This is a genomic window from Streptomyces sp. AN091965 (assembly GCF_022698285.1).
Taxonomy (GTDB): Bacteria; Actinomycetota; Actinomycetes; order Streptomycetales; family Streptomycetaceae; genus Streptomyces.
The window spans coordinates 6,263,578-6,289,253 of sequence record NZ_JALDMY010000001.1; the positions used below are offsets into that span (position 1 = coordinate 6,263,578).

Genomic DNA, 25,676 nt, shown 5'->3' on the forward strand with positions numbered 1-25,676 from the left:
CGAGTGGTCGAGACGGGCGGCGGAGCCAACCAGGAGAACCTGCCTTGAGTCGTGAAACTGACAGTTCGTCCTCCGGTCCCCACGGGCGCGCGGGAGCCGCGTATCCGTCGGGGACGCCGCCGTACGGATCGCCCGCTCAGGGCGCCGGCCCGGACGGCGCAGCGGACGGCGCCGGGCTGGGGCCCGGCGACCGGCGGTCCGGCGAACCGAAGACCGAGACCACGCTGACCACCCGGATCCGGATCAACATCCCCGGATCGCGGCCCATCCCGCCCGTCGTGATGCGCACGCCGGTCGGGGACGCCGACGGTGACAGAGGCACGGAACCCCACGCCCCGGACGACACCGGCTCCGGTACGGGTGCCGCCTCGGCGCTGCCCGGCCCCGGCGCGCCCGCCCCCGCCCCCGGCGGGGCCCTGAACGGCGGCGCGGCTCCGCAGGCGTCCGCGGGGCCCACCGGAGGTTCCGCTTCCGGCGATGAGGGCGGGGAGCCCGCGAGCGACTGGTTCGCACCGCGCAAGACCCCGGCCAAGGGTCCGTCCACTCCGGCGAGCCCTGCTCCCTCTTCGGGCACCGGTTCGGGTGACTCCGGCACGGGTGGCTACGACGTGTCCGCCGCCGTGGCGGCCGGACCGCTCGGCTCCGGCGGGGAGCCGCGGCGCGACGACCTCCCGTACTTCCCCGGCGACGACCGGCCCGCCGGGCCCACCGGGGGACCGGTGACCGGGGACGGCCCGATGCTGACGCCGGAGCCCGCGGCCGAGCCCGACCCGTACGCGGCGGGGCCCGACCCCTACGGGACCGGCACCGACCCGTTCGCGGGCGGCCCCGCAGGTCCCGGCGGCCCCGGCGGCCCCGGCCGCCTCAGCGACGACACCGCGATCCTCACGCCGCAGAAGCCCGTGCCCGGCGCGGGCGGCCCCGGCGGCATCCGGCCGCCCGCCGCCGGCGTCCCCGGGGGTCCGGGTGGGACGGGCGTCCCCGGAGCGCCCGGAGTGCCGGGAGGAAACGTCTCCGGTGACACGCTCAACAGCGGCATCCCGGTCGTCCCGCCCGCCCAGAACGGGCCGTTCGCGCCCGGCGCCCCCGACGGGCCGCTGCCGCACACGCCGCCCAAGCTGCCCGAGCCCGCGCAGCAGAAGGCCCCGGCCGCCCCGGCGGCCAAGAAGGCGAAGAAGAAGGGCCGCAGCAAGCTGGTCATGCTCGCCGGGCTCGTCGTGGTCATCGGCTGCGGCGCGTACGGCGCGGGCCTCCTGATGAACCACGCCGACGTACCCAAGGGCACCACGGTCCTCGGCGTCGACATCGGCGGCGGCACCCGCGACGAGGCCGTCAAGAAGCTCGACGCGGCGCTCGGCGAGCGCGTCAACAAGCCGCTCAAGCTGACGGTCGGCGGCGACACGCTCACCCTCAAGCCGGACCAGGCCGGGCTCACCCTCGACAGCCAGGCCACGGTCCGCTCCGCCGCGGGCAGCGACTACAACCCCGTGTCGGTGATCGGCGGCCTGTTCGGCGGCGAGCGCGTCGTCGAGCCGGAGATGCCCGTCGACGAGGAGAAGCTGGCGGCCGCCCTGGAGCGCGCCACGGGCGCCGGCTCCGGCACCGCCAAGGAGGGCACGGTCAAGTTCGTGCCCGGCAAGGCCGTCGCGGTCCACGGCAGGGCGGGCAAGGGCATCGACGCGGAGAAGGCCTCGGGCGCGGTCGCGGAGGCGTACAAGAAGCAGGTCGAGACCGGCAGCGCGGGCAGCGTGGCGGTGCCCGTCACGAACCGCAAGCCGACGGTCTCCGACGCCGAGGTCGACCGGTTCATGCGGGAGTTCGCCAAGCCCGCCATGTCCGCCAACGTCACGATCAAGGCGGGCGCCGGCGGTGGCATCCCGCTCGGCCCCGCGCGGTCGCTGCCGCAGATCCTCGGCGTGAAGGTCGTGGACGGCAAGCTCGTCGAGACGTACGACCTCAAGGCGCTCAAGGCCCTCTACGGCAGCACCTTCGACGGCGTCCTGATCCAGCGCGGCAACGGCGAGAAGACGCCGGTCCAGCCGACGGACGTCGCCCAGGCCATGGGCAAGGCGCTGCGCGGCAAGACGCCCGCGGAGCGGATCGGCGTGATCGAGACCAACGCGAGCTAGCCGCTGCCGCACCGGCGCCGGGCGGGACCAGTCACTGGTCCCGCCCGGCGCCTTCGTCTGCCCGCGTGGGTGCCCGCAGCCCTCGGTCAGCTCGTCCGCATGACATCTGTCATGCGGATGTCACCACACCCGACACTGCCGTCGTACCGCTCTGACCAGCGACGATGGTGCACATGACGACGACAGTGACCACCGCGGCGGGCCCCGCGGAGCCCTCGGTGAGTGCCGTGCGGTTCGAATCGGTGACCAAGTCCTACGGCGACGTACGGGCCGTCGACGGCCTGAGCCTCGACCTGCGGCCCGGTGAGACGGTGGCGCTGCTCGGGCCGAACGGCGCGGGCAAGTCCTCCACGCTCGACCTGCTCCTCGGCCTGCGCCGCCCGGACAGCGGCACCGTCAGCGTGTTCGGCACCGGACCGCGCGAGGCGATCACCGCGGGCCGCGTCGGGGCGATGCTGCAGAGCGGCGGCCTCATGGACGAGGTCTCGGTGCGCGAACTGGTCCGCCTCGCCTGCGCGTTGCACCCGCGGCCGTACCGCGTGAACGACGTCCTCGCGCACGCGGGCATCACCCAGATCGCCGACCGCAAGGTCAACCGGCTCTCCGGCGGCCAGGAGCAGCGCGTCCGGTTCGCGCTCGCGACCGCCGGGCCCAACGACCTGATCGTCCTCGACGAGCCGACCACCGGCATGGACGTCAGCGCCCGCCAGGCGTTCTGGGCGACCATGCGGGAGCAGGCCGACCGGGGCCGCGCGGTCCTCTTCGCCACGCACTACCTGGAGGAGGCCGACGCGATCGCGGACCGCGTCCTGGTGCTGCACCGCGGCCGCCTCCTCGCCGACGGCACCGCCGCCGAGATCAAGGCACGGGCGGGCGCCCGCAAGGTCAGCTTCGACCTGGTGGAGCTGGCCGCGCGGGGCGCCGAGCTGACCGCCGAGCTGCGCCGCCTGCCGCACGTCAGCGCGCTCGACGTGTCCGGCCGCACGGTCCGGCTGCAGTCCACCGACGCCGACGCCACCGTGCACGCGCTGTACGGCCTCGGCGTCTACCCCCGCAACCTGGAGGTCGCGGGCCTCGGCCTGGAGCAGGCCTTCGTCGCGATCACCGCGGCCGAGGAGGCGAAGACGGCATGACCGGCACCTCCGCCACTCCGCGCACCTCCATCACCCCGCGCACCGGTACCACTCCGCGCGCCTCCACCACCCCGCACACCGACACGAGCACGGAGACCGACGTGACCACGGCGACGCACACGACGGAAGCGACGCACACGACGACGGCACGGGCGGGCGTCCGGCGGGGCGCGGCGGGCTTCTCCTCCGCGGCCCTCGTCAAGCTGGAGATCAAGCGCTCCCTGCGCAACCGGAAGTTCCTGTTCTTCTCCGTGCTCTTCCCGGCGCTGCTCTTCCTGATCACCGCGGGCGGCCAGGACTCCGACGCCACGATGCCCGGCAGCGGCGGCCTGAGCGTGCCCGCGTACCTGATGGTGTCCATGGCCTCCTTCGGGGCGCTCACCGCCGTCCTGATGGGCAACAGCGAGGTCATCGCCAAGGAGCGCGAGAGCGGCTGGGTGCGCCAGCTGCGCCTGACCAGCCTGCCCGGCCGCGGCTACGTGCTCGCCAAGACCGCCAGCGCCGCGGTCGTCAGCCTGCCCTCGATCCTCGTGGTCTTCGTGGCCGGGGCCGCCGTCAAGGACGTCCGTCTGGACGCCTGGCAGTGGCTGGCCCTGACCGGCGCGATCTGGGCGGGCAGCCTGTGCTTCGCCGCGCTCGGCGTGGCCGTCGGCTACCTCGCCACCAGCGACACGGCCCGTCCGATCGCGATGATCCTGTACTTCACCCTCTCGGTCCTCGGCGGCCTGTGGATGCCCTCCACGACCTTCCCGCACTGGCTCCAGACCCTCGGCGAGTGGCTGCCCACGCACGCGTACGCGGCGCTCGGCCGCGCCATCGAGCTGGGCGGCGCCCCGCACGCCAAGGACGTCGTCCTGCTCGTCGCGTACTTCGCGGCCTTCGCCACGGGCGCGGCCTGGCTGTACCGGAAGGACACACTGAAGGCGTGAACGAACCACTGGACCTGGAACGCCGCCACCCCCTGCACAGCTTCGGGCGGCCCGCCACGGACCGCCGCGCGGCCCGCACCAAGGCCGCCTGGATCGGCATCTGGCTGGTCTTCATGGCGGCACCGGTGAAGGACCTGGCCGACGGCGGCCGCTCCACGGCGGCCACGGTCCTCGGCTCGCTCGGCCTGGCCGCGTTCGTCGGCTGCTACCTCACCCTGGTCTTCCGGTACACGACGCGGGTGCTCAGCTGGCGCTGGGTGTACGTCACCTACGGGGCCCTCGTGCTCCTCGCGGCCGCCCTCTCGGCCTGGATGGACTCCGCCTGGCTCGGCCTGTGGGTGTACGTCGCGGTGTCCGCGGGCGCGGTCCTGCCGATGGGCCAGGCCCTCTGGGCGATCCCGGCCGTCACCGGCGCGATGCTGGCGATCGGCGTGTACGCGCAGGGCGTGGGCGCGGCGGACCTGATCACCGGCCTCGGCGTGACGACCTTCCTCGTCGGCTTCGCGATGACCGGGGTGCGCCATCTGATCCGTACGACCGTCCAGCTCCGCCAGGCCCGCGCCACGGTCGCCCAGCTCGCCGCGAACGAGGAGCGCCTGCGCCTGGCCCGCGACCTGCACGACCTGCTCGGCCACTCGCTGTCGCTGATCACGCTGAAGAGCGAGCTGGCCGGGCGGATGCTGCCCGACCACCCGGACCGGGCCGCCCAGCAGGTCGCCGACATCGAGCAGGTCAGCCGCCAGGCCCTGGTGGACGTCCGCGAGGCGGTCACCGGCTACCGCAGGCTCACCCTGCCCGGCCAGCTCGCCGGGGCGCGCACCGCGCTGACCGCCGCGGGCGTCGAGGCCGCCGTCCCCCTGGAGGTGCCCGAGGGCCCGCAGGGGCCCGACGAGGAGCAGGAGGCCGCGCTCGCCTGGGCGCTGCGCGAGGCCGTGACGAACGTCGTACGGCACAGCGGGGCGAGCCGCTGCGCGGTCACGCTCACCCGCCGCCAGACCCTCGCGGGCCCGGTGCTCGAACTGGCCGTGGAGGACGACGGCGTGGGCCTCACGGCGGGCACCGGCCACGGCAACGGCCTGACCGGTCTCACCGAGCGCCTGGAGGCCGTCGGCGGCGTCCTGGAGGTGGGCTCGGGCGGCGGGCGCGGGGGCCGCGGCTTCCGGCTCGCCGCGCGCGTGCCGCTGGCGGCGGACCCGGCCGGGGCGGCCGCGGCGTCCGCTCTAGGATCACCCGCATGACCGGCACGCACACCCCCGCAGACCCCGGCGAGGACCACGCCCCCGCGGACGGCCCCGTCCGGGTGCTGCTCGCCGAGGACCAGTCCATGGTCCGCGAGGCCCTGGCGGCGCTGCTCGGCCTGGAACCGGACATCGAGGTCGTGGCGCAGGTGGCGCGCGGCGACGAGGTGCTCCCCGCCGCGCGCGCCCACCCCGTCGACGTGGCGCTCCTCGACATCGAGATGCCGGGCCGCACCGGCATCGAGGCGGCGGCGGAGCTGCGCGCGGCCCTGCCCGGGGTGAAGGTCGTCGTCCTCACCACCTTCGGCCGCCCCGGCTATCTGCGCAGCGCCATGGAGGCCGGGGCCGTGGCCTTCCTGGTGAAGGACGCGCCCGCGGCCCAGCTCGCCGACGCCGTGCGCCGCGTCCTCGCGGGCGAGCGCGTCATCGACCCCACGCTGGCCGCCGCCGCCCTCGCCGAGGGCGCCAACCCGCTGACCGACCGCGAGCGGGAGGTCCTGCGCGCCGCCGCCGACGGCTCCACCAACGCCGAACTCGCCGCCGCCCTCCACCTGTCCCAGGGCACGGTCCGCAACTACCTGTCGACGGCCATCCAGAAGCTCGCCGCGCGCAACCGCGCCGAGGCCGTGCGGGTCGCCCGGGACAAGGGCTGGCTGTGACCCGCCGCCCGGCCGGGCTCAGTTGAGCCGCGCCCGGGCCGCCCGCGCCTGGCGCCGCACCCGCTCGGCCGCCGCCGCGTCGCGCGGGGCGAGGGCGTCGGCGTAGGTCTCCAGTTCGGCGGCGCCGGTGCGGAAGTCGCCGCGCTGGACCAGGAGCTGGGCCCGGTCGTGGTGCAGCCCGTCCGCGGGCCCGGGAAGCAGCAGCGCGAGCTCCACGGCCCACAGGGCGACGTCGGAGCGCTCGGGCCGGGCCGCGGCCCAGGCGCGGATGTTGTTCAGGACGCGCAGGACGATCTCGCGCGGGTCGGCGGGCCGTAGCATCGCCGGTTCCGGCGGCGCCCCGGTGGCGCCCGCGACCAGCAGCCGCACCTCCGTACAGCTCAGTAGACGCCCTCCGCCGAACGGGTCGGCGAGCACGCGCTCCTCGCACCCGCCCTGGCCGCCGCAGGAGTCGTACGCGCCGCAGCCCTCGCCCGGGCAGGCGTCCGGGCTGCCGAAGGCGACCACGAAGTGGCCGGGCAGCGCGACGCCGTACACCGGGGCGCCCGCCCGCCGGGCCACCTCGATCCACAGCACGGACAGCAGGATCGGCAGGCCGCTCCTGCGCCGCAGGACGCGGTGCAGGAGGGCCGACTCCAGGCGCTGGTAGTCACCGGGCCGGCCGCCGAACCCGAAGCGCCCGCCAAGGAGTTCGGCGAGCGCGGCGGCCCAGGCGCGGGGCCCGCCCGGGCTCGGCGGAAGCAGCCGCGCGAGCAGGTCGAGCTGGCGCCGCGCTGCCGCCATGCCCGCCCCGTCGAGCGCGGGGTCCGCCTCCGTGGCGATCAGCAGGCACAGCAACGCGAGGTCGGGCCGCTCGGCCCTGGCCTCCACCGCGAAGGCTCGACGCCATGCACGCATACGACGGTGGTGCCCGACCGAGGCCTCCCCAACCGGGTCCTCAGCGGCCGGACCGGACCCGGTGGGGCGCGCCGCGAGGCCTCAGTTGAGCTTCGCCCGGGCCGCCCGCGCCTGGAGCCGGACCCGCTCCGCCGTCGTGGGCTCGATCGACTCGACGACCTCGGCGTACTCGTCGAGCCCCCGCGCCCCCTCCAGGAAGTCGCCGCGCTCGACGAGCAGCTGGGCCCGCTCGTAGCGCAGCCGCGCCGGGTGCGAGGGCAGCAGGAGCGACAGTTCCAGGGCCCACAGCGCCACGTGGGAGCGCTCGGAGCGGGCCGCGGCCCAGGCCCGGATGTTGTTGAGGATGCGCAGCATGATGTTCAGCGGGGCCGCGGCCGTCAGGAGCGAGGAGTTGAGCTTGCCGCCCGTGGTCTGCGCGACCAGCTGCTCCGCGTCCTCGCGGCTCAGCAGCCGCCCGCCGTTGAACGGGTCGGCGAGGACCTGCTCCGTCGCGCCGTACTCGTCCGGGCTGCCGAAGCCCACCACGAAGTGGCCGGGCAGCGCGACGCCGTACACCGGGGCGCCCGCACGCCGGGCCACCTCTATCCACACCACGGACAACAGGATCGGCAGGCCCCGCTTGTGCCGCAGCACCTCGTGCAGGAGCGAGGACTCCAGGCGCTGGTAGTCCGTCGCGGTGCCGTGGAAGCCGTGCCGCCCCCCGAGCAGCTCGGACATCGCGGCGGCCCACGCGCGCGCTCCGCCCGGCCGGTAGGGGAGCTGCCCGGCGAGCGTGTCCAGCTCGATCTGCGCCGCCACGATGCCCGCGTCGTCGAGCTCCGGGTCCGCCTCCCCGCTCAGCAGCAGGCACAGCAGGGACAGGTCGGGCCGCTCGGACCTGGCCTCGTCGGCGAATCTGCGCCGCCATTCACTGGACTTCGCGGGCTGTGCGCGCATCCGTGCCTCTGTCGTTTCTGTGTGGGCCCGTCCGGCCGGGCCGAGGGGTGGTGCCGGGGTGCTGCTTCCCGTGCTGTCTTCGTCGTACGCGTACGCCGGTCGTACGTGTACGCCGGTCGTACGTGTACGCCGGTCGTACGTGTACGCCGGTCGAGCGCGTACGACGCCGTCCGTGCGGGGCCGGAAGGCCGTCGCGCCCGGTCCGGGGTGTCCTGCCGCCCGGGCGCGGCCGCTCGGGCCCTCCGCCGTCGCTCACGCCTCCGGTCGCTCGGGCTGCCTGTAGTGGTGGTAACGGTGGTGGACGGAGAATCCCATCCCGTCGTACAGCGCCCGCGCACCGCCGTTGTCCTCCTCGACCTGGAGCCACGCGGCCGACGCCCCCTCGTCGAGCGCCCGCCGCGCGAGCGCCGTCATCACGGCCGTGGCCAGGCCCCGCCGCCGCGCCGCGGGGTCCACCTCCACCGCCATGAATCCCGCCCACCGGCCGTCGACCACGCACCGCCCGATCGCCGCCGGCACGCCCTCGTCGCCGGGCACGGAAGCGAACCACACCGAGGGGCCGCTCGTCAGTACCTCGACCACATGTGGTCCCGCCGCCCCGGCCCGCCCGTACCGCCGCAGCCACGCCGCGTCGACGCCGCGCGACAGCGTCACCCGCCCGGTGTCCACGGGCAGGTCCCCGACCGGGGCGAGCGCGCCGGTCAGGACCAGCGTGGTCACCTCCCGCGCCCAGCCGCGCCGTTCGAGCTCCGCGCAGAGCCGTTCCTGCGCGTCGTCGACGCCGGTCGCGGCCTGCACGTACGCGGGCAGGGCGCGGTCCGCGTACCAACTGCGCACGTACGCCAGCGCGTCGTCGAGGGGACGGCCCGGATCGCCGAGCGGCAGCACGGAGTTGGCCCGTCGGGTGAATCCGGCGGCGGCCCGCAGCGTCCACGCGCCGAGGCGCTCGCTCTCCACCGGCCGCCAGGAGCGCGCCCCCGCCCGCGCCAGCTCCTCGTACGTCGCGGCGGGTCCCCGGCGGCGCGCGGGCGCGGCCGGCACGACCTTCCCCGCTACCAGGGCACTCTGCGCAATCCGGACAGCCTCGCCACTCTTGCGTGTGATCACCAACACACCGTCGTTCCACGATGTGAGAACGCCCACCGTGTCGGTGAACCGGGAGCCCGGGGCGTCCGCCTCGCTCACACGTCGAACCGATACGCGTTTACCCACGTCAGAAGGGGTGATGCGGACCTCGAGCCGTCCGCCCGCAGTGAATTCCACAGCTCTGTACGCCCCTCCTGTTCGGATCTTGCCCGGGAACGGAGATACTAGGTGCGGGCATCGACGACGCCGCGCTCCCGCGCGCCAGGCGAGCGGAGCCTGAGGACGGCCCGCCAGCGCCCGTATCGAGGAGGAACGACAGCGTGACCTACGTCATCGCGCAGCCTTGTGTCGACGTCAAGGACAAGGCGTGCATCGAGGAGTGCCCGGTCGACTGCATTTACGAGGGCAACCGCTCCTTGTACATCCACCCGGACGAATGCGTCGACTGTGGAGCCTGCGAACCGGTCTGCCCGGTCGAGGCGATCTTCTACGAGGACGACACTCCTGAGGAGTGGAAGGACTACTACAAGGCGAACGTCGAGTTCTTCGACGAGCTCGGCTCGCCCGGTGGCGCCAGCAAGCTCGGCCTGATCGAGCGCGACCACCCCTTCGTCGCAGGCCTGCCGCCGCAGAACCAGTAAGCGGCCGCTCGAGCGCCGCCCCGGTCCCGTACGGCCACGTCCGCTGTACGGGGCCGGGGCGTTTGTACAAGACCCACGCACCGCCTGGAGCGCATCTCGTGTCAGCAGTCTCGGACCGTCTTCCCACGTTCCCCTGGGACAAGCTCGAACCGTACAAGGAGACGGCGGCGGCCCACCCGGACGGCATCGTCGACCTGTCGGTCGGCACCCCCGTCGACCCGGTGCCCGAGCTGATCCAGAAGGCGCTCGTCGCGGCCGCCGACTCGCCCGGCTATCCCACGGTGTGGGGCACGCCCGAACTGCGCGACGCGATCACCGGCTGGTGCGCCCGGCGCCTCGGCGCCCGCGATCTGACCCACCACAACGTGCTGCCGATCGTCGGCTCCAAGGAGCTCGTCGCCTGGCTCCCCACCCAGCTCGGCCTCGGCCCCGGCGCCAAGGTCGCCCATCCGCGCCTGGCCTACCCGACGTACGAGGTCGGCGCGCGCCTGGCCCGCGCGGAGTACGTCACGTACGAGGACCCGCTGGAGCTCGACCCGACGGACCTCGGGCTGCTGTGGCTCAACTCGCCCTCCAACCCGACCGGTCGTGTCCTGTCAAAGGACGAGCTGACCCGGGTCGTGGCCTGGGCGCGCGAGCACGGCGTCCTGCTGGTCAGCGACGAGTGCTATCTGGAGCTCGGCTGGGAGGCCGACCCGACGTCGGTCCTGCACCCGGACGTCTGCGGCGGCTCGTACGAGGGCATCGTGGCGGTCCACTCCCTCTCCAAGCGCTCGAACCTCGCGGGCTACCGCGCGGCGTTCGTCGCCGGGGACGCCGCCGTGCTCGGCGACCTCCTGCAGATCCGCAAGCACGGCGGAATGATGACGTCCGCTCCGACGCAGGCCGCGGTGATCGCGGCCCTCGGGGACGACGCCCACGTCCACGAGCAGCGCGAGCGCTACGCGGCCCGCCGCACGGCCCTGCGCGAGGCCCTGGTCCGGCACGGCTTCCGCATCGAGCACAGCGAGGCGAGCCTGTACCTGTGGGCCACCCGCGACGAGTCCTGCTGGGACACGGTCGCCCACCTCGCCTCCCTCGGCATCCTGGTGGCCCCCGGCGACTTCTACGGCGAGGCGGGCGCCCGCTTCGTCCGCGTGGCCATGACGGCGACGGACGAACGCGTGGCGGCAGCGGTGGCCCGGCTGGGGTAGCCCGCGACGGTGCCGCACCGGCAACGCAAAGGGGTGCGGGGAGCCGAGCGGCTCCCCGCACCCCTTTGCGCGTGCTCGGCCCCGGAGGGTCAGCCCAGGGGCAGGCTCTTCACCGGCAGCTGCTCGGTCGGCAGCCCCTTGCCCGTCGCGTCCCCGAGAACCTCGCCCGCGCCCTCGGCCACGTCATCCGCGGCCCCCTTCGCGGCAGGCGTCGTCGTCTTCGCGCCCTTGCCCACCGCCTTGCCAGCGGTCGGCACGCCCTTCTTGACGGCCTTGCTCCCGGCCTCCGTCGCGACGCCACTGGCCTTCTGCGTCGCACCGTCGACCGTGTCGCCCAGGCTGCTCGGGTCGACGGCGCTGAGCCCGCCCAGCTTCGACGTGTCCGGCAGGTCGGCGGCGCTCGCGGAGCCGGCCGCACCGACCACGGGCGCCGCCGCGGCGACGAGCAGCGCGGCACGGGCGATCCGGCGGGTCAGGGGGAGGGACATGATGCTCCTTAGCGGGAGAGGACGGTGAGGTGTCCGACCGGAGGATCTCCGGCGCTTGACGCAGTGACTACCGCTCGAAGCTCGCGAAGGTTGCGGTGGGCCAACGTAAAGAGTTGGCAATGCGTCGCATTATCGGCTGCGGATAAATTCGGGCAAACGCCATTCGTGGAAATGCTGTCAAGACCGCTCAACACCCCTTGTTCTCAAGGAATTTGAGGGGGCTGCCGCAACTGTTCGAAAGGGCCTGCCGGGCGTCTCCGTGCAGCAATCGCCGTCCCTCATTCGAGGGACCCTTCCGCACTACTGCCCAGCGACGATTCGGACTTCACGCGTCCGCGCGCCGGTCGTGCGCCACATGTCCCCGGAATCACCGGAATCCCCGGCGTTCCACTCCCGGTCCCCGTAGGCGACCCGCTCGATGTGCAGTGCCGTCGCGTTGGCCACGGCCCAGTGCGCCAGCTCCCAGCCGCGTTGCGGAGTGCCGCTTTCCGGTGAGGCGGCGGTCGCCTCGGTGACGGGGACGCTCACCACGCGCCCGCGCGCGGGCGTGCCTTCGGGCAGCACGCCCCGCCCGAAGTCCCGCGCGAGCGCCCGCCGCACCTCCCGCGGGCCGCCCGGATCGATGCCCGGCAGGCCCTGGCAGCTGAGCGTCGCCGGGGTGCGCCCGGTGAGCGCGGCGGCCAGCAGCGCGGCGTCCGGCTCGTGCTTCGCGTACGCCTGCGGGAAGCCGCTGCGCTGCACGCGCTGCGCGGCGACCGTCAGGGGCAGGCGCGAATAGCCCGGCACGTCCTTGAGGTGGTCGTAGAACCGCACCGACGCGTACACCGGGTCCATGATCTGCCGCCGGGAGCCCCAGCCCTGCGAGGGGCGCTGCTGGAACAGGCCGAGCGAATCCCGGTCGCCGTGGCGGATGTTGCGCAGGCCGGACTCCTGGAGGGCCGTCGCGAGGGCGATCGTCACCGCGCGCTCGGGCATGCCGCGCCGGGTGCCGACGACCGCGATGGTCGCGGCGTTGACGGCCTGCTCCGCGTTCATCTCGTACGTCGCCCCGTCGCCGTTGCCCGACACGACCGTGCACCGGGGGTCGGAACGGCTTCCGGAAACGTACTGAACCACGACATAGGCCACCACGGCGAGCAGCGCGGCGAGGGCCGCCCCGGCGCGCGGGAGGCGGCCGCGCCGGACGAGGAGGGACGGCTCGGACACGCGCACCAAGGTACTGGAGCGGACTGACAGTGCCGACCCGGGCACGGAGAGGGACGGTTCGGGCGTGGCGCCGGGCGGCGGGACGGCACGGGAGGCGATCCGCGGCGGAGAGTTAGGGTCGAGGCCATGGATCAGACCCCGGCGCAGCCGCCGCTCGACCTCACCATGGACGCCGCCGCGCTGACGGCCGCGCTCGTCGACTTCCCGTCCCCCAGCGGCCAGGAGAAGGCGCTCGCGGACGCCATCGAGACCGCGCTGCGCGCCCTGCCGCACCTGACGGTCGACCGGCACGGCAACAACGTCGTGGCCCGCACGAACCTGGGCCGCGCCGAGCGCGTCGTCCTGGCCGGTCACATCGACACGGTCCCGATCGCCGGGAACGTGCCCTCGCGCCTGGACGAGGACGGCGTGCTGTGGGGCTGCGGCACCTGCGACATGAAGTCCGGTGTCGCGGTCCAGCTGCGCATCGCCCAGACCGTGCCCGAGCCCAACCGCGACCTCACCTTCGTGTTCTACGACAACGAAGAGGTCGCCGCGCACCTCAACGGCCTGGGGCACGTCGCCGAGGCCCACCCCGACTGGCTCGCGGGCGACTTCGCGGTGCTCCTGGAGCCCACGAACAACCAGGTCGAGGGCGGCTGCCAGGGCACGCTGAGGGTCCACCTGAAGACGACGGGGGAGCGGGCGCACTCCGCGCGCGCGTGGATGGGCTCCAACGCCATCCACGCGGCCGCCCCGATCCTCGCGAAGCTGGCCGCGTACGAGGCGCGCCAGCCGGTCGTCGACGGCCTCCAGTACCACGAGGGCCTCAACGCGGTCGGCATCGAGGGCGGCGTCGCGACCAACGTCATCCCCGACGCCTGCACGGTGGTCGTGAACTTCCGCTACGCGCCCGACCGCACGCCCGAGGAGGCAGAGGCCTTCGTCCGCGACTACTTCGCCGACTGCGGGATCGACGAGTTCGTCGTCGACGACCACACGGGGGGTGCGCGCCCCGGCCTCACGCACCCCTCGGCGCAGGCCTTCCTCGCGGCCGTCGGCGCCGAGGCCCGGCCCAAGTACGGCTGGACCGACGTGGCCCGCTTCAGCGCCCTCGGCGTGCCGGCCGTCAACTACAGCCCCGGTGAGCCGCTCCTCGCCCACAAGGTGGACGAGCGGGTCAAGGCCTCCTTGATCCCCGAGGCGGAGGCCCGGCTGCGCGCCTGGCTCACCTCCTGACCCCGGCCGCCTTGTGGAATTACGCCGCGCGTAACGCCCGTAGACCTACGCTGAAGTGGCACAACGAGTGAGTGGGGCGCGGCAGGGGCCACCCGGCCCGCCGCGACCGTCAGTGGAAGGGGATGTTCATGGGCAGTCCGGAAGCTCAGGGTCCGCCGGAGGAACAGCACCTGGGGCCGGTGGTGCGGCGCCGTGAACAGATCACGCCCGGCACCACCGACCAGCGGCTCCTCGACACCGAGGGCGGCGACTCGGCGTGGGTGCACACCGACCCCTGGCGGGTGATGCGCATCCAGTCCGAGTTCGTCGAGGGCTTCGGTGCCCTGGCCGAACTCCCGAGCGCGATCAGCGTCTTCGGCTCGGCCCGCACCCGCCCCGACAGCGCCGAGTACGAGGCGGGGGTCCGCATCGGCAAGGCCCTCGTGGAAGCGGGCTTCGCCGTGATCACCGGCGGCGGCCCGGGGGCGATGGAGGCCGCCAACAAGGGGGCCCGCGAGGCGAAGGGCGTCTCCGTCGGGCTCGGCATCGAGCTGCCCTTCGAGCAGGGGCTCAACCCGCACGTCGACATCGGCGTCAACTTCCGCTACTTCTTCGTCCGCAAGACGATGTTCGTGAAGTACGCGCAGGGCTTCGTGGTCCTGCCCGGCGGGCTCGGCACCCTCGACGAGCTCTTCGAGGCGCTCACCCTCGTCCAGACCCGCAAGGTGACCCGCTTCCCCATCGTCCTCTTCGGCTCCGCCTACTGGGGCGGCCTCGTCGACTGGCTCCGCGACACGGTCGTGGCCCAGGGCAAGGCCTCGGAGCACGACCTGCTCCTGTTCCACGTGACGGACGACGTGGACGAGGCGGTCAGCCTGGTGACGAAGGAAGTCGGCCGCTAGCCCTCGGCGGCTCGGGCGCCGGACGGGCACGCGCGGCCCGTCCGGCGCCCGGGGCGGCGGAGCGGCTACGCCAGGCCCCGCCGGGCGACCGCCGGAGGCCTGTGCCCCGCGATCGTGGCGACCATGTCGACGACCTGCCGCGTCTCGGCCACCTCGTGCACCCGGTACACCTGTGCCCCGAGCCACGCGGACACCGCGGTCGTGGCCAGGGTCCCCACCACCCGCTCCTTGAGCGGCCGGTCGAGGGTCTCCCCGACGAAGTCCTTGTTGGACAGGGACACCAGCACGGGCCACCCGGTGTCCACCATCTCCCCGAGCCGTCGCGTCGCCTCCAGGGAGTGCCGCGTGTTCTTCCCGAAGTCGTGCCCGGGGTCGATGAGCACGGACTCCCGGGGGACCCCCAACTCCACGGCCCGCTCGGCGAGTCCGACGGTCACGCGCAGGATGTCGGCCACGACGTCCTCGTACTCCATCCGGTGCGGCCGGGTCCGCGGCTGAGCGCCGCCCGCGTGGGTGCACACGAGCCCCACGCCGTACCGCGCGGCGACCTCCGCGAGCTTGGGGTCGACCCCGCCCCACGCGTCGTTGAGCAGATCGGCGCCGACGTCGCACACCGCCTCGCCGACCTCGTGCCGCCAGGTGTCGACGCTGATCACGACGTCGGGGAAGCGCCGTCGCACCTCGGCGACGAACCCGACGGTCCTGCGGGCCTCCTCCTCGGCGGTCACCTCCTCGCCGGGACCGGCCTTGACGCCGCCGATGTCGATGATGGCGGCACCCTCGGCCACGGCCTGCTCCACGCGCGCGAGCGCGGGTTCGTCACGGAACGTGGCGCCCTGGTCGTAGAAGGAGTCCGGGGTCCGGTTCACGATCGCCATGATGACCGGCTCATGCGCCTCGAACACGCGCCTGCCCAGCTTGAGCATCCGCTGTGCGCCTCCCTTTCGTTACGCGGCCGACCGCGTGGCCGTCGCCGCCTGTGACCTTAACTGTCAGAGGCACGTGGCACGATCGGAGCCAGACATCAGCCAGACAGTTCCGTGCCGACCGGCCGCGGTCGGCATCCGAGCGTGGGGACCCGCACAGATGGTCATGTTCCTGTTCCTGGTCGTCGCCCTCGTGGTGGTGGTCGCCGCGGTGACGCTGGCCGTCCTCGGCGGCTCCGAGGGCGGCGCGCTGCCGGACGTGCCGCCGGAGCGCTTCGCGGACCCGCTGCCGCCGGACCGCCCGCTGCGCCGGGCCGACGTGGAGGCGGTCCGCTTCCCCATGACCGTCCGCGGCTACCGCATGGTGGACGTCGACGAGGCGCTGGACCGCCTCGGCGCGGAGCTGGCCGAGCGGGACGCCCGCATCGCGGAGCTGGAGACGGCCCTCGCGGGCGCCCAGGCCACCGCGGTCGGCGGCCCCGGCCTCTTCACGACGTACGCGGGACCCGGCGGCCCGGACCCGGAGGAGCGCGGCCCGAGCGACCGCGCCCCGGACGGCGAGGACGACCCGGCGGCACCCCGGGCCGAGCGACCGGAGGACGACCGATGAGCGACGCGATCCCCGGCCCGGACGGCGCCCTGCGCTGCCCCTGGGGCCTGTCCACCGAGGACTACGTGGCGTACCACGACGAGGAGTGGGGCCGCCCCGTCCACGGCGACGACGCGCTGTTCGAGCGCCTCTGCCTGGAGGCCTTCCAGTCGGGCCTGTCGTGGATCACGATCCTGCGGCGCCGTGAGGGCTTCCGCGCGGCCTTCTCCGGCTTCAAGATCGCCGCGGTCGCGGAGTTCACGGCCGCCGACCGCGAGCGCCTCCTGGCCGACGAGGGCATCATCCGCAACCGCGCGAAGGTGGACGCGACCCTCGCCAACGCGCGCGTGCTCGCCGACTGGCCCGAAGGCGAGCTCGACCGCCTGATCTGGTCGTTCGCGCCGGACGCCGCCGATCGCCCGGCGCCGCGGACGCTTGCCGACGTGCCCGCGGTCACGGACGCCTCCGCGGCCCTGGCCAAGGACCTGAAGAAGCGCGGCCTGCGCTTCATCGGTCCCACCACGGCCTACGCCCTGATGCAGGCCTGCGGCCTGGTGAACGACCACCTCGCGGACTGCGTGGCCCGCGAGGCGGGCCGCTCGGGCGGCTAGCGGCCCAGATAGCGGGGCGCCGCCTTGTCGAGGAAGGCCTGCACGGCGATGGCGTGGTCCTCGGAGGCACCCGCCTTCGTCTGCAGCTCGTCCTCCTTGTCCAGCGTCTCGTCCAGGGAGTGCCCGGCGGCGTACGCGAGGGACTCCTTGATCGCCCCGTACGCCAGGGTCGGGCCCTCGGCCAGCGCCCGGGCCACCGCGCGCGCCTCGTCGGCGAGCGCGTCCGCCGGGACCACCTTGTTCGCGATGCCCAGGTCGAGCGCCTCCTGCGCCTTGATGCTGCGCGGGAAGAGCAGCAGGTCGGCGGCGCGGCTCTGGCCGACGAGCCGGGACAGCGTCCAGGACACGCCCGAGTCGGCGGTCAGCGCGACCCCGGCGAAGGAGGTGGTGAACGACGCGGTGTCCGCGACCACGCGGTAGTCGGCGGCGAGGGCGAAGCCGAGGCCCGCGCCGGCCGCGACGCCGTTGACGCCCGCCACGACCGGCTTGGCCATGCCGGTCAGCGCTCGCACGATCGGGTTGTAGTGCTCGCGCACCGTGCTCATGGTCTGCCCGGAGCCCGACGCGCGCGACTCCTGCAGCACCCCGATGTGCTCCTTGAGGTCCTGGCCCACGCAGAAGGCGCGGCCGGTCGCGGTGAGCAGCACCGCGCGCACCTCCGGGTCGGCCGCCGCCGCGCGCGCCGCGTCCCGGAGGGCCACCTTCGCCTCGGTGTTCATCGCGTTCATCGCCTCAGGGCGGTTCAGCGTGATCGTCGCGAGCCCGTCACTCACTTCGTAGAGCACGGTGTCGGCCATGGTGGGGTCCCCTCCGCTGGTCCTGTGTGGGTGGTCCTGTGGGTGTGTGTCCCTGGGTCTCGGTGCGCCCAGCATGACCTAGATCATCGGCCACCGGTACGCCGTCGGAGATGTGACCTGCGTCAAAGAACAAGAGGCGGAAGAAGCGCCTGGGGCGGCGAAGTATTGCAGTCACATCGCCGAATTGAGTGGTTTTGCGGGCGTGCGTTGCGCAAGCGATGCCGACCGATGTTGGTCATCGGGTCCCGCCATGCGGGATAATGACCTGGAAGCAATGTGTTCGATGCCGGTGACACCTGGGTTGTCGGCTGCGACAAGCTGGTTTCAGGAAGGGGAACGAGCATGGCGGCCATGAAGCCGCGGACGGGCGACGGCCCGCTCGAGGTGACCAAGGAGGGGCGGGGCATCGTCATGCGCGTTCCGCTCGAAGGCGGCGGTCGACTTGTCGTCGAACTGACCCCGGATGAGGCCGACGCACTCGGCGACGCCCTGAAGAAGGTCGTCGGCTGACGCGCAATCGCCCACACTTTTCCACTGCCCCGGCATCGTACGACGAGCCGGGGCAGTGCTGTGTGCGGAAGATCGCCGGGCGGCCCGAAGACATACGGGAGTTTGACGCGCCCCGCCCGCTGACCGCTGACGGCCCCGTCGGCACGGCGGCGTCCTAGCGTTTGACCGCGCACAGCAAGCCGTCGCCCACCGGCAGGATCGACGGCACGAGGTCCTGGCTCTCGCGCACCGCGCGGAGCAGCTCCCGCAGCCGCAGTACCTCTATGGGCTGGGGTCCGGAGTCGACGGTGCGGCCGTCGAAGAACACGCCCTCGAAACAGACGAGGCCCCCGGGGCGCAGCAGGCGCAACGATTCAGCGAGGTAGTCGAGGCACTCGAGCCGATCGCCGTCACAGAAGACGAGGTCGTAGCCGCCGTCGGCGAGGCGCGGCAGGACGTCCAGGGCGCGGCCCGGGATGAAGCGGGCGCGGTTCCCGGCGAAGCCCGCGGCCCGGAACGCCATCCGGGCGAACTGCTGGCGCTCGGGCTCCGGGTCCACGGTGGTCAGCACCCCGTCGGGGCGCATGCCGTGCAGCAGATGGATGCCGGAGACCCCCGTGCCCGTGCCGATCTCGGCGACGGCCTTGGCGTCCACGGTGGCGGCGAGCAGCCGCAGCGCGGCGCCGGTGCCGGGCGACACGGAGCGCAGCCCCGCGTCCCGCGCGCGGTCGCGGGCCCAGAGCAGCGCCTCGTCCTCGGCGACAAAGGCGTCGGCGAACGCCCAGCTCGTCTGCCGGTTGCCGCTAATGGCCCTCTCCTGTCCCCGTGGTTGCCTGGCGGTGACTGTATCCGTTGGGCCCGGGAACCCGCAGATGGGACCGCGCGTTAGTCAGGTGTGAGACCGACCGGGGCAGTCCGGCGGCAGCCGACGGGGGAATCGGATGGATCAAGGCACGCTCGAAAGGGCCGTTCCGAACACCCAAGAGGCAAATCTAGGTAAAAACGCTTATCCGGAGCTAACGGGCGAGGTGGTTATGGTAGGGGCTCCACTGGACACCACCAGAGCCGACAGGGGAGGTGCGGCCGAGTCCGCGGATCAGGGAGGAGCGCTCCGGCGTTTTCTCAGGTTGGCGGGTAGGCCGAAATCCGTGACCGACACCGCTGACCGCGCTAACTCCGCTCAGACCGCGACCTTTGCCGCTGACGCGGATGCCCAGGCGTGGACTCCCCCCACCTGGGAGGAGATCGTCAGCACCCACAGCGGCCGCGTCTACCGCCTCGCCTACCGCCTGACGGGCAACCAGCACGACGCCGAGGACCTCACGCAGGAAGTCTTCGTCCGCGTCTTCCGCTCCCTGTCGACGTACACGCCCGGCACCTTCGAGGGCTGGCTGCACCGCATCACCACGAACCTCTTCCTGGACATGGTGCGCCGCAAGCAGCGCATCCGGTTCGACGCCCTGGGGGACGACGCCGCAGAGCGCCTCCCGAGCCGCGAGCCGTCCCCCCAGCAGGTGTTCAACGACACGCATTTCGACGCGGACGTCCAGCAGGCGCTCGACACCCTCGCGCCCGAGTTCCGCGCCGCCGTCGTCCTCTGCGACATCGAGGGCCTTTCGTACGAGGAGATCGCCGCCACCCTGGGCGTCAAGCTCGGTACGGTCCGCAGCCGTATCCACCGTGGCCGCTCCCAGCTCCGCAAGGCGCTCCAGCACCGGTCGCCCGAGGCCCGCGCCGAGCGCCGTTCGCTCGCGGTCACCGGTGCCGTGGCGCTGGGAGGAGGGGGCGCGACCGCGTGAGTGGATCACGGTCCAATCCTGCCGAGCGGCATTTCGCCGAGCAGCACCTGGGGGACCGGCTCGCCGCGCTGGTCGACGGTGAGCTCGGTCATGACGCGCGCGAGCGAGTGCTCGCCCATCTGGCCACCTGTCCTACGTGCAAGACGGAAGCCGACGCCCAGCGGCGGCTCAAGAGCGTGTTCGCGCAGACGGCGGCCCCGCCGCCCAGCGAGAGCTTCCTCGCCCGTCTGCAGAACCTCCCGGGCATGAGCCTGGACGACATCGAGGGCCAGGGCGGCCCGCGCACCCCCGTCGACGACGGCTTCGCCACCGGCTCGTCCGGCACGACGGGCCTGCCCCGCGGCGGTGTGTTCTCCGTCGGCGGCCCGCGCCCCGACCCCCTCGTCGAGTACGCGCCCTCGGGCGCCCACGCGGCGGTGCTCCCCAGCGAGCAGCGCGGCTTCCGCATACACGCCGTCGGCAGGACCGAGGCCGAGCGGTCCGGCTGGCGCGGGCGCCGGTTCGCCTTCGCGGCCGCCGGAGCCGTGTCCCTCGCCGCGATAGCGCTCGGCGGGGTCACGGTGAGCGCTCCGCTCGGCTCCGCCGACCAGCGCGCGGGCGGCGCGGGGACGAACAGCAACGCCTCGCCGCCGCGCTCGCAGCCCGCGCCCGCCACCGGCGTCCCCGAGTCGACGCGCCGCCGGGGCACCAGTCCCTTCTCCGCCCAGGGGCAGCGGCCCCAGGCGCCCGCACCGACCACGGCCGCGGTGCCGCTCCTGTCCGGCGCGCCCGGGCCGTCCACACCGACGCCCCAGCACCTCACGGCACCGCTGCTCGCCGGTGCCGGGGTCATGTCGCCCCTGGTGCGCGCCGCCGCCCCGGACGATCCGGAGAGACCGGGTGTCCCCGTCGGCGGACTCACGCTGAACGCGGCGGCGGACCCGGCGCCCCGTGCGACGCCGCCCCCCGGCCTCGCCCAGCGACGGGGCACGGCCGAGATCCACTGACGTCCGGCGCGCGGACCTGGTTGAATTCCCCGGTGTGCCCGACGGGCACGGAATCGGCGTCCGCCGTGGGGCAGTTGTGGGGAGAGCATGGACGAGGTCGTGGGTACTGGGCCGAGCGGAGACGTTGGCACTGGGCCACGCGGGGAGGCCGCTCCCCGTGCGGCCGAGGCCCAGCCCCCGGCCCCTGACACCCTGGCCGGGCCCCCGGCCTCCGCGGGCGACCCGGCTGCCGGGCTCTCGGACCCTCCGGCGCCTGAGACCCGCCCCGGCCACGCGTCGCCGACACCCGCCCCGGAGCCAGCGCCCACCCCGGTGGTGACTCCCGCCGCGGAGACCACACCGGCCCTCGCGGTGACGCCTGCCCCGGCGGTGACACCCGCCCCGGAGACAGCTCCCACCCCGGCGGTGACTCCCGCCCCAGAGACCACACCGGCCCTCGCGGTGACGCCTGCCCCGGCGGTGACGCCCGCCCCGGAGACCACACCCGCCCCGGCGGTGACGCTCGCCCCGGCGGCGGCTCCCGCAGCCCCCGGCTCGCACACCGCCTCAGTGGCCGACAGCCACCCCGGCCAGGCGGCCACACCCGCAGCGTCCGCCCCAGCGACACCGGCCGCCCCGCCGGCGCCCCACACCGCAGCCGACCGTCCCAAGCCCCTGCACGAGCCCGACCCCTATGGCACCCCGCCGTACGGCGGGCCCGGCCCCTGGGCCCCCGCCCCGCCCGTGCAGCACCCGGGCACGACCCCGGCCCACGGCACCCCCGCGCCCGCAGCGCCCGCGGCCCCCGTTCCCGGAGCCGCCCCGGCCTACGGCACGGCCCCGGCCCCCGACGCCCCCACCCCCTGGCAGCGCTACGACCCCTGGAGCGTCGCGCCCCTGCAGCAGACCGGTGCCGCCGTCGAGACGCGGGCGCAGCGGCGCAGGCGCGGGCGGCGGGCGCTGGTGGCCGGGGCCGCGCTCATCGCGCTCGTCGCGGGCGGCATCGGCGGCGCCGTGGGGGCGTATCTGGAGCGTGAGGGCGGCATCGGCGGCGGTGGCGTGGAGCTGCCGCAGGCGGGCGCGGAGTCCCACACCCGGCCCAAGGGCAGCGTGGCGGGGATCGCCGCGAGCGCCCTGCCCGGCGTCGTCACGCTGCACGTGCGCGGCGACGACGGGGCCGGCACCGGCACCGGATTCGTCCTCGACGGCAAGGGTCACATCCTCACCAACAACCACGTCGTGGAACCGGCGGGAACGGGCGGCGAGATATCCGTGACCTTCAGCGGCGGCGAGACCGCGCGCGCGAAGGTCATCGGCAGGGACAGCGGATACGACCTGGCCGTCGTGAAGGTCACCCGCGTCCGCGGCCTGAAGCCCCTGCCCCTCGGCAACTCCGAGAACGTGCAGGTCGGTGACCCCGTGGTCGCCATCGGCGCCCCCTTCGACCTGGCCAACACCGTCACTTCCGGGATCATCAGCGCCAAGGAGCGGCCCATCACGGCGGGCGGCGAGAAGGGCGACGGAAGCGACGTCTCGTACGTCAACGCCCTCCAGACCGACGCGCCCATCAACCCCGGCAACTCCGGCGGGCCGCTCGTCGACTCCAAGGCCCGCGTCATCGGCATCAACAGCGCCATCCGCTCCGCCGACGGCGGCTCGGAGTCCGAGGGCGGACAGGCCGGTTCCATCGGGCTCGGCTTCGCCATCCCGATCAACCAGGGCAAGCGGGTCGCCGAGGAGCTGATCAACACCGGCCGGGCCACGCACCCGGTGATCGGCGTCACCATCGACAAGCGGTTCACGGGCGACGGCGCGCGCATCGCGAACAAGAGCCAGAACGGCGGCCCCGCCGTCACCCGCGGCGGCCCCGGCGCCAAGGCCGGGCTCCGGCCGGGCGACGTGATCACCGAGGTCGACGGCCGGCCGGTGCACTCCGGCGACGAGCTGATCGTCAAGGTCCGCGCGCACCGGCCCGGCGACCGCCTGGAGCTGACCCTCGAGCGGGGCGGTGACGAGCGCACCGTGACGCTGGTCCTCGGCAGCGCCAGTGGCGACTGAGCCGGGAGCGCGCTCCCGGCACGCACTTGCCGCTGTTGACGTCGTCGACGCCCGGCGGCTACCGGACGTACAGCAGCGACGGGTACCGTAGAGCGGGTCCGGACGGCAAGGAGCTCAGGGTGTTCAACGACATCGGCGTATTCGAGATAGTGACGCTGGTCATCCTCGCTGTACTCATCTTCGGCCCGGACAAGCTGCCCAAGTTCATTCAGGACGCGTCCCGGACCATCCGCAAGATCCGCCAGTTCTCGGACAGTGCGAAGCAGGACATACGGGACGAACTCGGACCGGAGTTCAAGGACTTCGAGTTCGACGACCTGAATCCGAAGAAGTTCATCCGCAAGCAGATGGAGCGGGACGACCTCGGGCTCAAGGAAATCCGCAACGGCTTCGACCTGCGCAAGGAAATGGCCGAAGTGGCCGACTCCGTGCACGGGCGCGAGAGCGACGCCGAGGACCGCGCGGACGGCGCGAGCCGCTCCGGCACGTCCACGACCTCGGCGAACGGCAGCGGCCGGATCGACATGGAGAAGCGCCCCGCCAAGCCCGCGGCCGACGACCACCCGCCCTTCGACGCCGACGCGACCTGAGCGCACCCGCGTGCGCCATCCGGCGCCACGCGTGCGCCGTCCGGTGCGCCGCGGTGCCCGCTTTCGTGGCCTTCCGGCCACCCGTCCGCCGACTCCTTCGGCGGCTTCCGGAATCGGTGTGGCTATCCTGCCTTGTTGTCCGGCGTGAGGACGCCCGAGGGGGGCGGGCCGCTCCGGACCGACGACAGCGAGGAGGCGGCCGGGTACATGGAGACGACAAGTCGGGTAGGCGCTCAGGCGTCAGCCGCGGACGGTGCCGCGTCGCAAGCGGTGCCCTCCGCCCGGCGTACGGTCGACGGCTACCTGCTGGCGCCCTTCCCCTGGTACGGCCTGGACGAGGCCTTCACGGGACCGCGCTGGCTGATGCAGGTCGGCACCGCGGCGGACGGCGCCGTGGAGCACGGTTCGATCGGCCACGGCGACGAGCCCTCGGTCCGCGCCGACGGCGGCCTCGGCAACGGGGACAGGGAGCGGTTCGCGGTCGTGGTGACCGTCGCCGCCAACCCGGTGCGGCGCAGCGCCGACGGCACGGGCGTCCTGGAGGCCACCTCGGTGTCCTCCGCGGCCTGGCTCGCCGGGGTCGGGCTGCTGTCCTACACCTGGCCCGGGCAGATGGACCACAGCCTGCGGGACGACTGGCTGGACCAGCAGACGGAGACGGCGTGGGTCCTCGCGGACGACCTCGACGGCTCCGACTGGTCGTCCCTCTCCCTGCCGGTGGACGGGGTCCCGACCTCGTTCCACTACCGGGAGTCCGAGTACGGCTGGGTGCTCGCCGGGTCCACCCAGGAGGGGGTGCATCTGGGGGCGTACGGGCGCGGGATGAGCGCGTACGGCCTCGGGTTCTCGGTGGTCAAGGACATCGCGGCCTACGCGAAGTAGTCCTCCGGACAGGTACGCAGGTGGGGGGCGCCGTCATGAGTGACGGCGCCCCCCAGCCGCGGGAACCACTATCGGCCTTCGGCCTCGTCCTCACACGCCGGACGGGCTTGATATTCCGCCGTTCCCCAGGCTCGACACCCCGCCGTTCCCCGGGCTTCGGGTCAGAACTTGTTGCGGGGCGTGATGCCCAGGGACATGCCGGACAGGCCGCGCTGGCGGCCGCCGAGCTTGCCCGCGATCGTGCGCAGCGCGCTGCCCGCCGGGGACTCGGGGTCGGAGAGGACCACCGGCCTGCCCTCGTCGCCGCCCTCGCGCAGGCGCACGTCGATGGGGATGGAGCCGAGCACCGGCACCGTCGCGCCGGTCGTCTTCGTGAGGCCCTGGGCGACCCGCTGGCCGCCGCCCGTGCCGAAGACGTCGACCATCTCGCCGCAGTGCGGGCAGGGAAGCCCGGACATGTTCTCGACCACGCCGACGATCTTCTGGTGGGTCTGGACGGCGATGGAGCCCGCGCGCTCGGCGACCTCGGCCGCCGCCTGCTGAGGTGTGGTGACGACCAGGATCTCGGCGTTCGGCACCAGCTGGGCGACGGAGATCGCGATGTCGCCGGTGCCCGGCGGCAGGTCCATCAGGAGCACGTCCAGATCGCCCCAGAAGACGTCCGCGAGGAACTGCTGGAGCGCGCGGTGCAGCATCGGGCCGCGCCACACCACCGGCGCGTTGCCCGGCGTGAACATGCCGATGGAGATGACCTTCACGCCGTTCGCGGACGGCGGCATGATCATGTTCTCGACCTGGGTGGGGCGGCCGTCCGCGCCGAGCATGCGCGGCACCGAGTGGCCGTAGATGTCGGCGTCGACCACGCCGACCTTGAGGCCGTCGGCGGCCATCGCCGCCGCGAGGTTCACCGTCACGGACGACTTGCCGACGCCGCCCTTGCCGGAGGCGACCGCGTACACCCGGGTCAGGGAGCCGGGCTTGGCGAAGGGCACCTCGCGCTCGGCCTGGCCGCCGCGCAGCGCCGTCGCGAGCTCCTTGCGCTGCTCGTCGCTCATCACGTCGAGGGCCACGTCGACCCGCGTGACGCCCTCGACGCGGGCGACGGCGTCCGTCACGTTCTTCGTGATCGTGTCCCGCATCGGGCAGCCGGAGACCGTCAGATACACGGCGACCGCGACCGCGCCATCCGCGCCGATCTCCACGGACTTGACCATCCCCAGTTCGGTGATGGGCCGCTGGATCTCGGGGTCGTTCACCGTCGCCAGCGCTTCGCGCACCGCGTCTTCCGTAACCATGTACTCGATGGTACGGCTCCCGGTAGGGGGGTTCGGAAGGC

General features: G+C 73.7%; 26 protein-coding genes. 17 read left to right on the forward strand and 9 right to left on the reverse strand.

Going from position 1 to position 25,676, the window contains the following annotated elements; genetic code table 11:
- Positions 1-44: 44 nt before the first annotated feature.
- The 5 genes from MQV74_RS26710 to MQV74_RS26730 all read left to right on the forward strand — a co-directional run bounded on the left by MQV74_RS26710 (position 45) and on the right by MQV74_RS26730 (position 6,088).
- Entirely contained in the window at positions 45-2,129 is a 2,085-nt protein-coding gene (locus MQV74_RS26710) for a hypothetical protein (RefSeq protein ID WP_242722389.1), read from the forward strand.
- Between the two features lie 173 nt (positions 2,130-2,302).
- A complete protein-coding gene (locus MQV74_RS26715) occupies positions 2,303-3,262 on the forward strand; it encodes an ABC transporter ATP-binding protein (RefSeq protein ID WP_242722404.1) in 960 nt (319 codons plus the stop codon).
- Positions 3,263-3,465: 203 nt separating this feature from the next.
- The gene (locus MQV74_RS26720; protein WP_242729175.1) at positions 3,466-4,191 is read left to right on the forward strand and encodes an ABC transporter permease; all 726 of its coding nucleotides are present in this window, start codon (positions 3,466-3,468) and stop codon (positions 4,189-4,191) included.
- Positions 4,188-5,429, forward strand: a complete 1,242-nt coding sequence (locus tag MQV74_RS26725) for a sensor histidine kinase (RefSeq protein ID WP_374120701.1) — start codon at positions 4,188-4,190, stop codon at positions 5,427-5,429. Before MQV74_RS26720 ends, MQV74_RS26725 begins: the two co-directional genes overlap by 4 nt.
- Entirely contained in the window at positions 5,426-6,088 is a 663-nt protein-coding gene (locus tag MQV74_RS26730) for a response regulator transcription factor (RefSeq protein ID WP_242722407.1), read from the forward strand. Before MQV74_RS26725 ends, MQV74_RS26730 begins: the two co-directional genes overlap by 4 nt.
- A gap of 18 nt (positions 6,089-6,106) precedes the next feature.
- Here MQV74_RS26730 and MQV74_RS26735 read toward each other — a convergent pair whose 3' ends face one another.
- The 3 genes from MQV74_RS26735 to MQV74_RS26745 form a co-directional block, all read right to left on the reverse strand.
- A complete protein-coding gene (locus MQV74_RS26735) occupies positions 6,107-6,985 on the reverse strand; it encodes a transglutaminase-like domain-containing protein (protein ID WP_242722410.1) in 879 nt (292 codons plus the stop codon).
- A gap of 81 nt (positions 6,986-7,066) precedes the next feature.
- Positions 7,067-7,921 carry a transglutaminase-like domain-containing protein gene (locus MQV74_RS26740; protein ID WP_242722413.1) on the reverse strand — a complete coding sequence of 285 codons (855 nt, stop codon included), beginning with the start codon at positions 7,919-7,921 and terminating at the stop codon, positions 7,067-7,069.
- A 252-nt stretch (positions 7,922-8,173) separates the two neighbouring features.
- The gene (locus tag MQV74_RS26745; protein ID WP_242722416.1) at positions 8,174-9,184 is read right to left on the reverse strand and encodes a GNAT family N-acetyltransferase; all 1,011 of its coding nucleotides are present in this window, start codon (positions 9,182-9,184) and stop codon (positions 8,174-8,176) included.
- 143 nt (positions 9,185-9,327) lie between these two features.
- On the opposite strand from MQV74_RS26745, the gene fdxA reads away from it, so the two are divergent.
- The gene (gene fdxA / locus MQV74_RS26750; protein WP_138961620.1) at positions 9,328-9,648 is read left to right on the forward strand and encodes a ferredoxin; all 321 of its coding nucleotides are present in this window, start codon (positions 9,328-9,330) and stop codon (positions 9,646-9,648) included.
- Positions 9,649-9,746: 98 nt separating this feature from the next.
- A complete protein-coding gene (locus MQV74_RS26755) occupies positions 9,747-10,841 on the forward strand; it encodes a bifunctional succinyldiaminopimelate transaminase/glutamate-prephenate aminotransferase (RefSeq protein WP_242722419.1) in 1,095 nt (364 codons plus the stop codon).
- An 89-nt stretch (positions 10,842-10,930) separates the two neighbouring features.
- On the opposite strand, the gene MQV74_RS26760 is transcribed toward MQV74_RS26755, so the two are convergent.
- Together MQV74_RS26760 and MQV74_RS26765 are read right to left on the reverse strand one after the other, a co-directional pair.
- Complete coding sequence (locus MQV74_RS26760) at positions 10,931-11,329, reverse strand: ATP-binding protein (protein WP_138961622.1); 399 nt, start codon at positions 11,327-11,329, stop codon at positions 10,931-10,933.
- Positions 11,330-11,629: 300 nt separating this feature from the next.
- Positions 11,630-12,535: a heavy metal transporter gene (locus MQV74_RS26765; RefSeq protein WP_242722422.1), complete on the reverse strand. Its 906-nt coding sequence runs from the start codon at positions 12,533-12,535 to the stop codon at positions 11,630-11,632.
- A gap of 126 nt (positions 12,536-12,661) precedes the next feature.
- On the opposite strand from MQV74_RS26765, the gene dapE reads away from it, so the two are divergent.
- Positions 12,662-13,753 carry a succinyl-diaminopimelate desuccinylase gene (gene dapE / locus MQV74_RS26770; RefSeq protein WP_242722425.1) on the forward strand — a complete coding sequence of 364 codons (1,092 nt, stop codon included), beginning with the start codon at positions 12,662-12,664 and terminating at the stop codon, positions 13,751-13,753.
- 128 nt (positions 13,754-13,881) lie between these two features.
- The gene (locus MQV74_RS26775) at positions 13,882-14,634 is read left to right on the forward strand and encodes a TIGR00730 family Rossman fold protein (RefSeq protein WP_242722428.1); all 753 of its coding nucleotides are present in this window, start codon (positions 13,882-13,884) and stop codon (positions 14,632-14,634) included.
- Positions 14,635-14,699: 65 nt separating this feature from the next.
- Here the strand turns inward: MQV74_RS26775 and folP are convergent, their stop codons facing one another.
- Positions 14,700-15,560 (reverse strand): dihydropteroate synthase, encoded by an 861-nt coding sequence (gene folP, locus MQV74_RS26780; protein ID WP_242722431.1) that lies wholly within the window; start codon positions 15,558-15,560, stop codon positions 14,700-14,702.
- Positions 15,561-15,720: 160 nt separating this feature from the next.
- Here folP and MQV74_RS26785 point away from each other — a divergent pair, with 160 nt between their 5' ends.
- Positions 15,721-16,170, forward strand: a complete 450-nt coding sequence (locus tag MQV74_RS26785) for a DivIVA domain-containing protein (RefSeq protein ID WP_242722434.1) — start codon at positions 15,721-15,723, stop codon at positions 16,168-16,170.
- Complete coding sequence (locus tag MQV74_RS26790) at positions 16,167-16,760, forward strand: DNA-3-methyladenine glycosylase I (RefSeq protein ID WP_242722436.1); 594 nt, start codon at positions 16,167-16,169, stop codon at positions 16,758-16,760. The genes MQV74_RS26785 and MQV74_RS26790 overlap by 4 nt, the downstream gene beginning before the upstream one ends.
- Here the strand turns inward: MQV74_RS26790 and MQV74_RS26795 are convergent.
- The gene (locus MQV74_RS26795) at positions 16,757-17,557 is read right to left on the reverse strand and encodes an enoyl-CoA hydratase/isomerase family protein (RefSeq protein ID WP_242722439.1); all 801 of its coding nucleotides are present in this window, start codon (positions 17,555-17,557) and stop codon (positions 16,757-16,759) included. The genes MQV74_RS26790 and MQV74_RS26795 overlap by 4 nt on opposite strands.
- 342 nt (positions 17,558-17,899) lie before the next feature.
- On the opposite strand from MQV74_RS26795, the gene MQV74_RS26800 reads away from it, so the two are divergent.
- Positions 17,900-18,067: a DUF3117 domain-containing protein gene (locus MQV74_RS26800; protein WP_003966491.1), complete on the forward strand. Its 168-nt coding sequence runs from the start codon at positions 17,900-17,902 to the stop codon at positions 18,065-18,067.
- 154 nt (positions 18,068-18,221) lie between these two features.
- Here the strand turns inward: MQV74_RS26800 and MQV74_RS26805 are convergent, their stop codons facing one another.
- Entirely contained in the window at positions 18,222-18,920 is a 699-nt protein-coding gene (locus tag MQV74_RS26805) for an O-methyltransferase (protein WP_138961630.1), read from the reverse strand.
- Positions 18,921-19,080: 160 nt separating this feature from the next.
- On the opposite strand from MQV74_RS26805, the gene sigE reads away from it, so the two are divergent.
- From sigE to MQV74_RS26830, 5 genes are all read left to right on the forward strand, one after another.
- Positions 19,081-19,845: an RNA polymerase sigma factor SigE gene (sigE, locus tag MQV74_RS26810; protein ID WP_171075849.1), complete on the forward strand. Its 765-nt coding sequence runs from the start codon at positions 19,081-19,083 to the stop codon at positions 19,843-19,845.
- The gene (locus MQV74_RS26815; protein WP_242722442.1) at positions 19,842-20,831 is read left to right on the forward strand and encodes an anti-sigma factor family protein; all 990 of its coding nucleotides are present in this window, start codon (positions 19,842-19,844) and stop codon (positions 20,829-20,831) included. The genes sigE and MQV74_RS26815 overlap by 4 nt, the downstream gene beginning before the upstream one ends.
- Before the next feature lie 405 nt (positions 20,832-21,236).
- Complete coding sequence (locus tag MQV74_RS26820; protein ID WP_374120702.1) at positions 21,237-22,868, forward strand: S1C family serine protease; 1,632 nt, start codon at positions 21,237-21,239, stop codon at positions 22,866-22,868.
- Between the two features lie 119 nt (positions 22,869-22,987).
- A complete protein-coding gene (locus tag MQV74_RS26825) occupies positions 22,988-23,458 on the forward strand; it encodes a sec-independent translocase (RefSeq protein WP_242722445.1) in 471 nt (156 codons plus the stop codon).
- Between the two features lie 207 nt (positions 23,459-23,665).
- Positions 23,666-24,340 carry a hypothetical protein gene (locus MQV74_RS26830; protein ID WP_242722448.1) on the forward strand — a complete coding sequence of 225 codons (675 nt, stop codon included), beginning with the start codon at positions 23,666-23,668 and terminating at the stop codon, positions 24,338-24,340.
- Between the two features lie 161 nt (positions 24,341-24,501).
- Here the strand turns inward: MQV74_RS26830 and MQV74_RS26835 are convergent, their stop codons facing one another.
- Positions 24,502-25,635, reverse strand: a complete 1,134-nt coding sequence (locus tag MQV74_RS26835) for an Mrp/NBP35 family ATP-binding protein (protein WP_242722451.1) — start codon at positions 25,633-25,635, stop codon at positions 24,502-24,504.
- Between the last annotated feature and the right edge of the window lie 41 nt (positions 25,636-25,676).